The following is an 11,201-nucleotide window of genomic DNA, read 5'->3' on the forward strand; positions in this document are numbered from 1 at the left end:
GTCGCCGAAGTCGTGGATCGTACGCGGTGAACGCAGGCCTGTGGAGGACACGACGACGGGAGCGGTGGGGATGGCCCGCTGCTCTGCGCGCATCCGACCTCCTGCGGTCTCGTTCTGGGTGGACGCCCCTTTGATCGATCAAATTCGATGATGCTACAGTGCACTTTGAACGATCAAATGGGGACGCTGTCACCATAGTCACGGCCTTCCGGACGTGTCAAGCGGGGCAGCCGACGAGCACGGCGACGCAGCGGTAAGGTCTGAGACAGCGTTTCTCGGGTCCGCCCGGGAGCGCGCCGGGGAGGGATGAGCATGGGTGCGCAGCCGACGGTCAGCGACGTCGCCGACGCCGCGGGCGTGTCGCGGCAGACCGTCTCCAACGTGCTGAACACCCCTGCGATCGTCCGCCCGGAGACCCGCGAACGCGTCGAGGAGGCCATCCGCTCGCTCGGCTACCGGCCGCACGCCTCGGCGCGCCGGCTGCGCACGCAGAAGAGCTCCACCATCGGCATCCGCCTCGACCCGATGACCCGCGACGGCATCTCCGGCAGCGTGCTCGACCGCTTCCTGCACGCGCTCACGGAGCAGGCCGATCGCAAGGGCCTGCGCGTCCTGCTCTTCACGGCGGACGATCCGCAGGACGAGATCGAGCAGTTCCGGCGGCTCTCCGACGGCGCCGACGTGGACGCGTTCGTGCTGACCTCGACCTTCCACGGGGACCCGCGCACGGAGTGGCTGATCGAGCACGGCCAGTCGTTCGTCACGTTCGGCCGGCCGTGGGGCATCGACGACATGACCGACCCGCTGCACCTGTGGGTCGATGTGGACGGCCGGGCCGGCCTGCGGGAGGCGACCGACCACTTCCTCGCGCTGGGCCTGCGGCGGATCGGCTACCTGGGCTGGCCCGCCGGCTCCGGGACCGGCGACGACCGCCGGGCGGGCTGGCTGGAGGCGATGCGCGACGCCCGCGCGGTGGACGAGACGACCCTCGCGACGCTGGAGGAGGCCGCCGAGGACGGCGTGCCGTTCGGCGCGGAGGCCATGCGCCGCCTCGCGGCGCGCGTCGACGTGGAGGCCGTGGTGTGCGCGTCCGACTCCCTCGCCCTCGGGGCGCTCACCGCGACCGGAGGCAGCATCCCGGTGATCGGCTACGACGACACCCCGGTTGCCGCGTCGCTGGGCTTCTCCAGCGTGCGCCAGCCGCTGGACGAGGTGGCCTCCGGCGTGCTCGAGCTGCTGACCGGCGCCCACGGCGGCCGGGTGCAGTCCTCGGTGGACGACCCGCGGCACCGGCTCGTGACGCCGCAGCTCGTGCTGCGGGAGGGCGCGACCCTCCTCGGCGCGCGCTGAGCGCAGGGCGCTGCGAAAAAGCGCAGAACCTCGTCGGGGAGAGCAGAAACGCCGCCGGCGACGTCGCGTGGGAATGGCGGTCGCTTGATGCGGCGCTGTGCGCCGCGTCCGAGCGTGATGTCGGGATCGGTCGGCTGACGTCGTCGTTGCGGCATTGACGTCGCCTGCTTACTACCAGACGCGCAGCTCCCTGTCTATCATTGAAATGTAACCACAACAACGCTAGATTTTCGTCACACGTGAGGCTCTGAAGGCGTACGACGCCTTGCTTCCTCGTCGCACAATCGAAGGAGATATCGTGAGGAAACTTGTTCGACGGCTCGGTGTCGTGGTCGCGACCGTCGCAGCGACTGCGGCGCTCGGGCTCGCTGTCGCCACACCGGCGAGTGCTGCATCCAATTGCCAGACTCAATCCGTGGTCCCGACCGCCGGTGGCTACCTGGCCACCATCTCGTGCTCGGAAACCATTCATGATTGGTCGGTCAGCACAGATGGGACCATCGGCTGGGGGCAGTCCCTGCAATGGAAGACGTTCAAGGGTGTCGGGAACACTCCCGCCGACGCCGCCGGCAATGCGGCTTGGATCGCCTACAACTCGACGACGAGCGTGTACTGCTCCGATGTTCAGACGTGGCCGGTCGCGGGTGGCTACAACGTGGTGTACACCTGCCCGGGAGGGCGGATGCCGTTCCCGAACGCCTCCGGACCCGACTTGAACACGGCTGTCTCCTGGACCAACTACATGTGGATCCTCTACCGCTGACGCCGACCGGAGGGTGACGCCTGGCTATCGGGGCAGCGGCACCCGCGGCGCCGAAACGCGCCCGAAACCCGCGGCGGCGACAATGGAGGCATGACTCCACAAGAGCCGAACGCCTCCGCGCCACAAGCGCAGCACCCGGACACTCCCCCGCGCATCCCCGTCACCGTCTCGATCACCCGCCGCGTCGACCCCAGCCGTCTCCCCGAGGTCACGCACTGGGTCCAGGCGGGCGTCAATCTGGCCAACACCTACGAGGGCTTCCTCGGCTCCGGCTGGGTGCGCGCGAACGCCCACTCGCACGAGTGGCACATGCTCTACCGCTTCGCCGACGCCGCGTCCTTGGAGGCGTGGGAGGCCTCGGACGACCGTGCCGACTGGCTGTACGAGGGCCGCGAGCTCGTCGAGGTGTCGCGCGTGGAGCGCCGCACCGGGATCGAGGGCTGGTTCGACGAGCCGCAGCCCGGCGTCCCGGCCGCCCCGCCGCGCTGGAAGCAGGCCGTGACGATCTGGCTGGGATTCTTCCCGCTCTCGCTCGCCTTCACCTACTTCACGTTCTATCTCGTGCCCGGCTGGCACCAGCTGTGGCCGCTCGCAACCGTCCTCATCACGACGCTGCTCCTCACTCCGACGATGACCTACTTCCTGCTCCCCTTCGTCACCCGCCTCCTGCACCCCTGGCTCGCCCGCCGCTGACCACCCCAGGCACCTGCCGAGTACGACGAATATCTGCGCACTCGGCGGTTTTCGCCTGATTTTCTGCGTACTCGCGGGTTGGGCAGGCGGGAGTGCGCGGGTGGGGGATGTCCCTGAGGCGACCCTGAGATTCGGGGCGGAGGGTTGCGTCGCGTTCACTCGCGATATATCGTGAATTTGTCAACATCGCGATATATCGCGAGTCACCGAGGGCTCCGCCGGAGCCCGAACGCACGAAGCACGTACGCACGTACACGAGGCAAGGAGCGCGAGAGCATGGCACAGGAGAAGTGGCTGATCCAGCCCGGCGAGAGCCGCACGATCGACGTGGAGCTGGTCCGCTCCCTCAAGGTCGGGCTGCTGGGCGGCCAGATCGACATCATCGGTCACGACGAGCCGGGGGCCCGGGTGGAGGTCCACTCGGTGTCCGGCCGCGACCTCAAGGTCAGCATCGACGAGGACCGCCTCGAGATCGACCACCCGCAGCTGCGCTGGGACAACTTCATCGACGTCTTCAAGTCGATGCGCTCCAGCGCCCGCGCCGACATCAGCGTGCTGGTCCCGCGCGACGTCGCCCTCAAGTTCGGCGTGGTCTCGGCCGGAGCCCTCATCTCGGGCCTGAAGACCGACGCGCGGCTCAGCACCGTCTCCGGGGACGTGGTGATCGACGGCCTCGAAGGCGCCCTCGAGCTCAACTCCGTCAGCGGAGAGCTCTCCGCCCGCGGTCACACCGGGCGCATCACCGCGCACACGGTCTCGGGGGACATCACGGCCACCGGAGCCATCCCGCGCTTCACCGCGGACGGCGTCTCCGCCGACATCATGGTGGACATCTCCGGCACACCCGACGAGATCCAGGTCAACACCGTCTCGGGCGACACGACCATCCGCATCCCCGAGGCGCTCGGCGCCCGCTACCGGGCCAACACCGTCTCCGGCCGCGTCCAGCTCGACAACGTCATGGTCGTCGGCTCCGCCGGAAAGGGGTACACCGCGACCACCGGCAGCCTCGACGGCTACTGGGTCGACATCACGGTCAACTCCGTCTCCGGCGCCGTCTCGGTGCTCCGCAGCTCCGCGGCTCAGCGGGAGGCGTCGGCGTGACCCCCGTCTTCGCCCACGGCAGCCTCCGCCTCTACCTGCTCAGCCTCCTGGCCGAGGAGCCGCGCCACGGCTACGAGCTCATCCAGGCGCTGAGCGACCGCTTCGGCGGCACGTACGTCCCGAGCGCCGGCACCATCTACCCCCGGCTGGCGAAGCTGGAGGAGGAGGGGCTGGTCACCAAGACGACGGACGGCCGAAAGACCGTCTACGCGATCACCGACGCCGGCCGCGCCGAGCTCGCCGCCCGCGAGCCCGAGCTGGACGCGATCGAGGACGAGGTCACCGACTCCGTCCGCCGGCTCGCGGACGAGGTCCGGGCCGGCGTGAACGACGCCATGCGCACCCTGCGCGCCGAGCTGGCCTCGGCGGCGCGGGAGGCCAAGCGCGACGCGCACCGGGTCGACGCGCGGCAGGAGGCGCGCGAGGCGGGCCGGGACGCGCGCGCGGCCGCGAACGCGGCGGCGCGAGAGGCGGAGGTCGCGATCAACGAGTTCCGCCAGCAGCTGCGCACCGACCTGCGCTCCCAGGCGGCGCGCGGCGCGCTCCCGGAGGACGTCGTGCCGCTTCTCAAGAACGAGCTGCTCCGTGTGCGCCGGGCGATCGTCGAGGCGATCGGCCGCGGCTGAAATCGGCCGGTGAGAGCGGGTTTTCGGAAGAATCCCAGAAAGTCTCAGCCCATGCTCATCTCGCTCCCAGTGAGGCCGATGACGAGCCGACTCCCGCGAGAATCCGCGGCAACGGACGCTCCGCGGGGCGCCGACCCAGTGTTGGCGGAATCCCGGACCGGCGAGGACGCGACGCGCCGATTTGACAGCATTTTGGCAGCGAGTATTCTCGACCCTCGTGACAAATGAGGGGAGATCCCCGAAGCGCTGGTTGATCGGCGACCCGCTGCCGAGCGAGAAGCTCGAAGGGCAGCTGCTCCCGAAGCACCTCGCCCTACCCATCTTCGCCAGCGACGCACTGTCCAGCGTCGCGTACGCGCCGCAGGAACTCCTGATGATCCTGCTGCTGGGCGGGCTGTCCTTCCTGACGTTCGCGCCCTGGGTCGCGGCGGCCGTCGTCGTCCTGATGATCACCGTGGTGCTGAGCTACCGCCAGCTGGTCAAGGCCTACCCCTCGGGTGGCGGCGACTACGAGGTGGCGCACAAGAACCTCGGTGAGAAGGCCGGTCTGGTCGTCGCCTCCGCCCTGCTCGTCGACTACGTGCTGACCGTCGCCGTGTCGGTCGCGTCCGGCGTCGACAATGTCATCTCCGCGCTGCCGTTCCTCGCGCCGTGGCGGGTCGAGCTCGCCGTGCTCTGCGTGATCATCCTCGCCGCGGTCAACCTCCGCGGCGTTCGCGAGTCCAGCAAGGCGTTCGCGCTGCCGACCTACATCTTCATCGGCAGCATTGCGGTGATGATCGTCACCGCGCTCGTCCGCACCGTCCTGGGGAGCGCGCCGGTCGCGGAGTCGGCCGGCTACGTCGTGCACACCAGCAGCGTCACGCAGGCGGCGATGGTGCTGCTCCTCCTGCGCGCCTTCTCCAGCGGCTGTTCCGCGCTGACCGGTGTGGAGGCCGTCGCCAACGGCGTCCCCGCCTTCCGGACGCCCAAGATCCGCAACGCCCGCACCACGTTGGCGATGATGGGCGGCATCGCGATCGTCCTGTTCGCCGGCCTCACCGCCACCGCGTTGATCAGCGGCGTGCACTACGCGGAGAACCCGTGCGACCTGCAGGGCTGGGCCCAGTGCGCCACCTCCCCGCAGCGCTCGCTGATCGCGCAGATCGCCGCGGCGACGTTCGGCAACAACACCTTCTTCTTCTTCATCGTGCAGGCCGCCACCGCGGTCGTGCTGCTGCTAGCCGCGAACACCGCCTTCAACGGATTCCCGCTGCTCGGCTCGGTGCTCGCCCGCGACTCCTACGCACCCAAGGCACTCAACACCCGCGGCGACCGGCTCGTCTACTCGAACGGCATGATCCTGCTGGCGCTCGCCGCGACGGTCCTGCTGCTCGTCTACCAGGCGAACCTGACGCAGCTCATCCAGCTGTACATCATCGGCGTCTTCGTCTCGTTCACGCTCGGCCAGTCCGGGATGGTGAAGCACTGGGTCACGATGCTGCGCGGCAGCGGCACGGACGGCGCGGCCGTGCTGAGCCAGCGCGAGCGCAGCAGCATCGTCCGTTCGCTCTGCATCAATGCGTTCGGCGCGACCCTGACCTTCGTCGTCCTCATCGTGGTGACGATCACGAAGTTCACGCACGGCGCCTACCTCGTCTTCATCTTCATGCCGATCCTCTGGTTCCTGATGCTCGGCGTGAACCGGTACTACCGGGACGTGGAGAAGGAGATCGAGGTCGACCCGGTCACGACCTTCGGCAGCGTCGGCGACCACGCCGTCGTCCTCATCGGCAAGATGCAGAAGCCGGCGTTGAAGGCGCTGGACTACGCGATCGCGGCGCGGCACGACTCGATCGAGGCGGTCCACGTCTCCATCGAGGAGGAGGCCACGCAGAAGCTGCAGCGGCAGTGGATCGAGCAGAACATCCACGTCCCGCTGACGATCATCGAGTCGCCGTACCGCGAGTTCGGCGTGCCGGTGATCAAGTACCTCAAGCACCGCCGCGAGGAGCACGGCTCCGAGGTCGTGACGGTCTACCTGCCGCAGTACATCGTCGGCCACTGGTGGGAGTCGCTGCTGCACAACCACCGCGCCCGCCGGCTGAGCAAGCAGCTCATGCTGTGCCACGGCGTCACCGTCGCGCTCGTCCCGTGGCTGCTCGACTCGTCGTCGCTGATCTACGGCCGCCGGTCGCGCCCGCTGCCGGGACAGGACCGGCGCGGCGAGCCGACGCGCCCGATCGCGCGGCGTCCGCTGGCGCCGGCGTCGGCGGCGCGAGCGCGGATCCACATCCACCCGACGCCCATCACCTCGGGGGAGCAGAGCGAGTTCGCGGCTCCCGGGGAGCTGGCGGTGCCGCCGGTGGGTGGGAGCGAGCGTGCGTCGCAAGGCTCCGGCGAGCAGGAGGCCGTGCCGGCCAAGGCGAAGCGCTAGCCGCCTGACAACCGCAGCGCCGGCCCGTGGCCGGGCAGCACCCAGCGCGCGTCGCACAGGCTGAGCCTCCGAGCGCTCGCCTCCGCCCCGGCCGCGTCGTGGTGGAAGAACGCCGGCAGCTGTTGCAGCTCGCCCTCGTCGTCGAGCAGCGCGTGTCCGGAGACGAGCGCGTCGCCCGTGATGAGGACCTCGGCGTCCGGCTCGAAGAAGCAGGCGTGGCCCGTCGTGTGGCCGGGGGTCGGCAGCACCTCCAAGCGGTGCCCGGTCGACAGTTCGAGCACGTCGGCCGTGATCGCCTGCGCCGCCGCGACGCCGACGTCGCCGAGACCGCCCGCGCGGATGGCCGAGACCGCCCACGGGATGGTGCCCGGCGGAGCGCGACCGGCATCAGATCCGCGACCGTCACCTGCTCCGTGACCTCACGGCGGACGTTCGGCAGCTCGCCCGGGGCGGCCAGCACCTCCACCCCGGAGCGCTCGCTGTAGTCGCGCGCCGCGCCGAGGTGGTCGGAGTGCCCGTGCGTGACGACGATGCGGGAAAGGGCCGAGACCTCGAGCCCCGTCGCGGCGATCGACTTCTCGACCAGCGGGCGGTCGGCCGGATAGCCGCAGTCGACCAGCTCGACGTGCCCGCGCCCGTGGAAGACGGTCCAGTTGGAGGCCGGTCCCTCGACGAAGAGGATGCCGGGGGCGACGGTGGTCATCGAACGGATTTCACGCACACGCAGACAGTATCGCGCCGAGCTTGACCTTGACGTAACGTCAACTTCTAACGTGGTTAGCGCATCCCACGAGAGGAGACGGATCATGGTGGAGGCGACCGTGGACTGGAGCATCCAGGACATCGCGCGCATCGCCGGCACGACGAGCAGGACGCTGCGTCACTACGACGAGCTCGGCCTGCTCCCGCCGAGCCGGATCGCCGCCAACGGCTACCGCCACTACGACCGCGACTCCCTCGTGCGGCTGCAGCGCATCCTCCTGCTGCGGGACCTCGGGCTCGGCCTCCCGGCCATCGCCCGCGTGCTCGACGACCGGCAGGATGCGGTCCCCGCGCTGCGCGACCACCTGACGTGGCTGCGCAGTGAGCGGGAGCGGCTGGCGCGGCAGATCGCGTCGGTCGAGTCGACGATCCACGCTGTGGAGGAAGGAGGGGAGATCGTGGCTGAGGAGATGTTCGACGGCTTCGACCACACCCAGTACAAGGAGGAGGTCGAGGAGCGCTGGGGGAAGGACGCGTACGCGGCGTCCGACCGCTGGTGGCGCGGGATGACCGCTGAGGAGCGCTCAGGCTGGCAGCAGCGGCAGAAGGCGCTCGCCGCCGACTGGACGGCCGCCGCCGCGCGGGGGGTCGACCCTGGGTCGGAGGAGGCGCAGGCGCTCGCGCGCCGGCACGCCGACTGGCTGGCCGACATCCCGGGCACGCCCGGCTACGGCACGGGCGCGCCGCGTCCGGCCTATCTGACCGGGCTCGGCGACATGTACGTCGCCGACCCGCGCTTCGCCGCCAACTACGGCGGCGTGGAGGGCGCCACCTTCGTGCGCGACGCCCTCCGCATCTACGCCGAGTCCCTGCCCGCCTGACCCTCGCCCCCTCGCCTGCCCGCGAGCACAGGAAAACCGTCGCGATCCGGACCCGGATCACGACGGTTTTCCTGTGCTCGGCAGCTGGCGGGGTGCGGGAGCGGGTCAGGCGCGGCGGGTGCGGGGGCGGCGGGAGCGGCCGGTGAGGCGGTCGTCGAGCCAGTGGGCGGCGATGAGGCGGGACGGGCGCGCGGCCGGCGGCTCGGCGGGGGCGCGGTCGGGTTGCGGGCCGCGCACCAGCGGGGAGTCCGCGCGGTCCACCGCACGCGACCGGGCGGCAGCGTCGGACTCGAGCAGGATGCCGTCTCGCACGTCGAAACGGACGGCATCCCGCTCGTCCGCACCCTCCGCGCGGAGGCCGGGGCCCTGCTCCGCCGTGCCTTCCAGCTCGCCCTCCAGCGCGGCGTCCGCGGGCGCGGGCTCCGGCAGCCGGATGGCGAAGAACGGGAGGGTGAGACTGCACAGCGGCCCGACCAGCAGCGCGAACGCGAGCGTCCCGATGCCGACGTTGCCGCCGAGGAACCAGCCGATGATGAGCACCGTGACCTCGATCGCCGTCCGCACGGCCCAGATCGGGCGTCCGGTGCGGGCGTGCAGGCCGGTCATCAGCCCGTCGCGCGGTCCCGGGCCGAGCTTCGGCCCGATGTAGAGGCCGGTCGCGACCGCGAGCAGCAGCAGGCCGGCGGCGAACACCAGCACCTGCGCCCACAGCACGGTCTGCTGCGGGATGAGCCACAGCCCGAGCTGCGCGCTCGGCCCGACCAGGAGCACGTTCAGCACGGTCCCGAGCCCCGGCCGCTGCCGCAGCGGGATCCAGAACGCCAGCACGACGAGCCCGACCAGGTTGGTCACCAGCCCGAACGGGATGCCGGTCTTGTACGACACACCCTGCGCCAGCACGTCCCACGGCGAGACGCCGATCCCCGCGCGGACCATCAGCGCGATCGCGATGCCGTACAGGAACAGTCCGACGAGGAGCTGGCCGATGCGGCGGACGAGGAGGAAACGGGACATGTTGACAATCCAATCGCTCAATTGGCCTTACAACAAGATGCCAATTCAGATAAAGTGGCCCGCATGCCCGACGCCGTTCTGACCGCACGCTCCCTCGAGTCCCTCCTCGGCGACTGGAGGGGAGCGGCCCCGGGCTACCAGTCGCTGGCCGACCGCGTCCGCCTCCTGGTGCTCGACGGTCGCATCCCGATCGGCACCCGCCTCCCCGCCGAGCGCGATCTGGCCGGCCGGCTCGACCTGAGCCGCACGACGGTCAGCGCCGCGTACCGGCAGCTCAGGGAGGGCGGCTTCCTCGACAGCGTGCGCGGCTCCGGAAGCGTCGCGCGCCTCCCCGGCCCGGCGCTCGCCCTCCCCGCGACGGGAGGCGAGGGGATGCTCGACTTCACCAAGGCGGCGCTGCCCGCGGCCACGTCGCTGCCCGCCGCCGCCCGCGCCGCGGCGGAAGAGCTGCCGCACTTCCTCCCGGACTCCGGCTACGACCCGGTCGGCCTCCCGCACCTGCGCCAGGCCATCGCCGACCGGTACGCCGAGCGCGGCCTCCCGACCACGGCCGACCAGGTGCTCGTGACGGTGGGGGCCCAGCAGGCCATCGCCCTGATCGCCCGCACGTTCCTCTCGCGCGGAGACCGTGCCCTGGTGGAGATGCCGACCTACCCGCACGCGACGGAGGCGCTCAAGCTCGCCGGCGCCCGGCTCCTCCCGATCACGGTCACGCCGCCCACCGACGCGCCGCACGCGCTCGCGGCGGACGGCAGCGAGCCCGCTGGGGAGGACGGCTGGGACGCCGACGCTGCCGAGCAGGCGATCCGGCGGGCGAACCCGGCCCTGGCGTACCTCATCCCGGACTTCCACAACCCGACCGGCGCCTCCATGTCGCCCGCGACCCGCGAGCGGATCCTGGCGGCCGCCGCGGCGCACGGCACCGTGGTCGTCGGCGACGAGACGACCGCAGACCTCGACATCGACCGGGTCGGCGAATACCTGCCGCTGCCGCGTTACGCCCATCGCAGGGCCGGCGACCCGCCCGTCCTGCTGATCGGCTCGGCCTCCAAGAGCCTCTGGGGCGGCCTCCGGATCGGCTGGATCCGCGCCGAGCGCCCGTTGATCCAGCGGCTCACGGCGGCCAAGCCGTCGACCGACCTCGGCACGCCCATGATCGAGCAGCTGGTCGTGGCGCGGATGCTGCCGCAGCTCCGCGAGATCCTCGAGGAGCGCCGGGTGCAGCTCGGCGCGGGGCGGGAGACCGTGCGCCGGCTGGCGGGGGAGGTCTTCCCCGAGTGGCGCCTCCCGCGCCTGCACGGCGGCCTGGCGGCCTGGGTCGGGATCGGTGCGCCGGTCAGCTCGGCGCTCGCGCTCGCCGCGCGCAACCACGGCCTCCTCATCGCGGCCGGCCCGCGCTTCGGCCTGGACGGCGCGTTCGAGCGCTTCCTGCGCGTGCCGATCACCTACAGCGAGGAGGAGACGCAGCGCGCCTTCGCCGCGCTGGAGCGCGCCTGGGCCGTCGCGTCGGCCGAGCCCGCGCCGTACTTCGACGCGGCGGCGCTGCCCAGCGTGGTCTGAGAACTCCTCCACCGGTACCGCGCCGACGAGGACAGACGTGGTACCTGGGGATGAGGAAGTTGCACAGCCTGCAATGAGATACTTTGGCAGCG

10 protein-coding genes and 1 pseudogene are annotated in these 11,201 nt (G+C 70.9%); 8 read left to right on the forward strand and 3 right to left on the reverse strand.

Annotated elements, in window-relative coordinates; genetic code table 11:
* Positions 1-312: 312 nt before the first annotated feature.
* From HNR13_RS03785 to HNR13_RS03810, 6 genes are all read left to right on the forward strand, one after another.
* Entirely contained in the window at positions 313-1,350 is a 1,038-nt protein-coding gene (locus HNR13_RS03785) for a LacI family DNA-binding transcriptional regulator (RefSeq protein WP_179604519.1), read from the forward strand.
* Positions 1,351-1,765: 415 nt separating this feature from the next.
* A complete protein-coding gene (locus HNR13_RS03790; protein ID WP_179604520.1) occupies positions 1,766-2,113 on the forward strand; it encodes a hypothetical protein in 348 nt (115 codons plus the stop codon).
* Between the two features lie 90 nt (positions 2,114-2,203).
* Positions 2,204-2,806 (forward strand): antibiotic biosynthesis monooxygenase, encoded by a 603-nt coding sequence (locus HNR13_RS03795; protein ID WP_179604521.1) that lies wholly within the window; start codon positions 2,204-2,206, stop codon positions 2,804-2,806.
* Between the two features lie 276 nt (positions 2,807-3,082).
* A complete protein-coding gene (locus HNR13_RS03800; RefSeq protein WP_179604522.1) occupies positions 3,083-3,910 on the forward strand; it encodes a DUF4097 family beta strand repeat-containing protein in 828 nt (275 codons plus the stop codon).
* A complete protein-coding gene (locus HNR13_RS03805) occupies positions 3,907-4,536 on the forward strand; it encodes a helix-turn-helix transcriptional regulator (protein WP_179604523.1) in 630 nt (209 codons plus the stop codon). Before HNR13_RS03800 ends, HNR13_RS03805 begins: the two co-directional genes overlap by 4 nt.
* Before the next feature lie 250 nt (positions 4,537-4,786).
* Positions 4,787-6,952, forward strand: a complete 2,166-nt coding sequence (locus tag HNR13_RS03810) for an APC family permease (RefSeq protein WP_246312914.1) — start codon at positions 4,787-4,789, stop codon at positions 6,950-6,952.
* On the opposite strand, the gene HNR13_RS21820 is transcribed toward HNR13_RS03810, so the two are convergent.
* Both HNR13_RS21820 and HNR13_RS21980 read right to left on the reverse strand, forming a co-directional pair.
* On the reverse strand, positions 6,949-7,233 hold the full coding sequence (locus HNR13_RS21820; protein ID WP_343063449.1) for an MBL fold metallo-hydrolase: 285 nt from the start codon (positions 7,231-7,233) through the stop codon (positions 6,949-6,951). The two genes, HNR13_RS03810 and HNR13_RS21820, sit on opposite strands and share 4 nt — an antisense overlap.
* Positions 7,234-7,394: 161 nt before the next feature.
* Positions 7,395-7,805, reverse strand: a pseudogene (locus HNR13_RS21980) (MBL fold metallo-hydrolase); the annotation flags it as partial.
* On the opposite strand from HNR13_RS21980, the gene HNR13_RS03820 reads away from it, so the two are divergent.
* Positions 7,774-8,535 carry a TipAS antibiotic-recognition domain-containing protein gene (locus HNR13_RS03820; RefSeq protein ID WP_179609107.1) on the forward strand — a complete coding sequence of 254 codons (762 nt, stop codon included), beginning with the start codon at positions 7,774-7,776 and terminating at the stop codon, positions 8,533-8,535. The pseudogene HNR13_RS21980 and the gene HNR13_RS03820 sit on opposite strands and share 32 nt — an antisense overlap.
* Before the next feature lie 105 nt (positions 8,536-8,640).
* Here the strand turns inward: HNR13_RS03820 and yczE are convergent, their stop codons facing one another.
* On the reverse strand, positions 8,641-9,549 hold the full coding sequence (gene yczE / locus HNR13_RS21985) for a membrane protein YczE (protein ID WP_179604524.1): 909 nt from the start codon (positions 9,547-9,549) through the stop codon (positions 8,641-8,643).
* 63 nt (positions 9,550-9,612) lie between these two features.
* Between yczE and yczR the strand changes: the two genes are divergently transcribed.
* Complete coding sequence (yczR, locus tag HNR13_RS03830) at positions 9,613-11,109, forward strand: MocR-like transcription factor YczR (protein WP_179604525.1); 1,497 nt, start codon at positions 9,613-9,615, stop codon at positions 11,107-11,109.
* The last annotated feature ends 92 nt before the right edge of the window (positions 11,110-11,201 follow it).

The organism is Leifsonia shinshuensis (assembly GCF_013410375.1).
Lineage (GTDB): Bacteria > Actinomycetota > Actinomycetes > Actinomycetales > Microbacteriaceae > Leifsonia > Leifsonia shinshuensis.